The 946-nt window shown below is 62.7% G+C and carries 1 protein-coding gene and 1 pseudogene; both read right to left on the bottom strand.

The window, feature by feature from the left end; genetic code table 11:
• Window positions 1-201: pseudogene (locus ABD323_RS41805) on the bottom strand (hypothetical protein); the annotation flags it as partial.
• Complete coding sequence (locus ABD323_RS46165; RefSeq protein ID WP_313068639.1) at window positions 198-404, bottom strand: helix-turn-helix domain-containing protein; 207 nt, start codon at window positions 402-404, stop codon at window positions 198-200. The gene ABD323_RS46165 and the pseudogene ABD323_RS41805, both read right to left, overlap by 4 nt.
• Window positions 405-946: the final 542 nt, after the last annotated feature.

Here is a 946-nt window from a genome sequence, read left to right on the forward strand (position 1 = left end):
CAGCTGGATTTTCAAGATGTGGTCGAGACGGAACATGACCTTCCCGGCACTCCTCGTGTGCGGGATCTCCCTGGCGTAGGCGAGGTCCTTCAGGGTCCGGACGCTGTGCGCGAGGAGCTTCATCCCGATCACCTCCTCCGGCGTGTAGAGCCGGAGCCGGTCGGCGGCAGTAAGAACCGGGGGCTCGGCGAGCTCGGTCACGGCGCTTCCTCTCTGTTGATGGCTGCAACGGGCACCTCAAGTGCCTCGGCGATGCCGCGAAGTGTGTGGTCACTGGCGCCGGCCAGGCGTCGCTCGACTCGCGAGAGGTACCCCCGGTTGTAGCCAGTGATGACGGAGAGCTGCCGAAGGCTCATTCCGCGAGCCCTGCGGAGGCTTCGGATTGCGGAGCCGTTCGGTGTCACAAGAGAAGAGAATCACAGCAAGGCTCACTGAGCAAGCATTTAGGCTCGCTTGAACCACACCCATGCACGCTCGCTGAACAAGCAATGAGCGCACCATGCAACCCGTGCGCCCCCTTCGTGAGCCTTAAGCGCAGGTCAAAAGGCTTGATCTGGGTGCCGTTGGTTGCACGGAATGGGGCATGATGTGGCCATGGACTTGGACTGGGTGCGCTTCGGCTGTTTGGCTCCTGTCGCGCGCCGTTGCGTGACTCGGTGGTGGTTCGGGTCCATCGCCGGGTCCACCCGCAATCCTTCCGCATCGCCCGGAAGAAAGACGGTCATGGCACGCATGACGCGACGTTCGTCCGGGTATCACGAAACATTGGCCTGCGGCCGAAACCCGACGACGCCAGTCAGCCTAACCGGAGGAAACGAAGGTGTCAGGGGACAGGGAGGAGCAAACCCGTAGGAAGATCGGGCCGTCCTGGACACCATGTCCAATCCGTCCTCAGCCCATGTGCGGATAGCGGTAGTCGGTCGGCGGGACGAAGGTCTCCTTGATG

Source organism: Kitasatospora nipponensis (assembly GCF_039528135.1).
Classification (GTDB): domain Bacteria; phylum Actinomycetota; class Actinomycetes; order Streptomycetales; family Streptomycetaceae; genus Kitasatospora; species Kitasatospora nipponensis.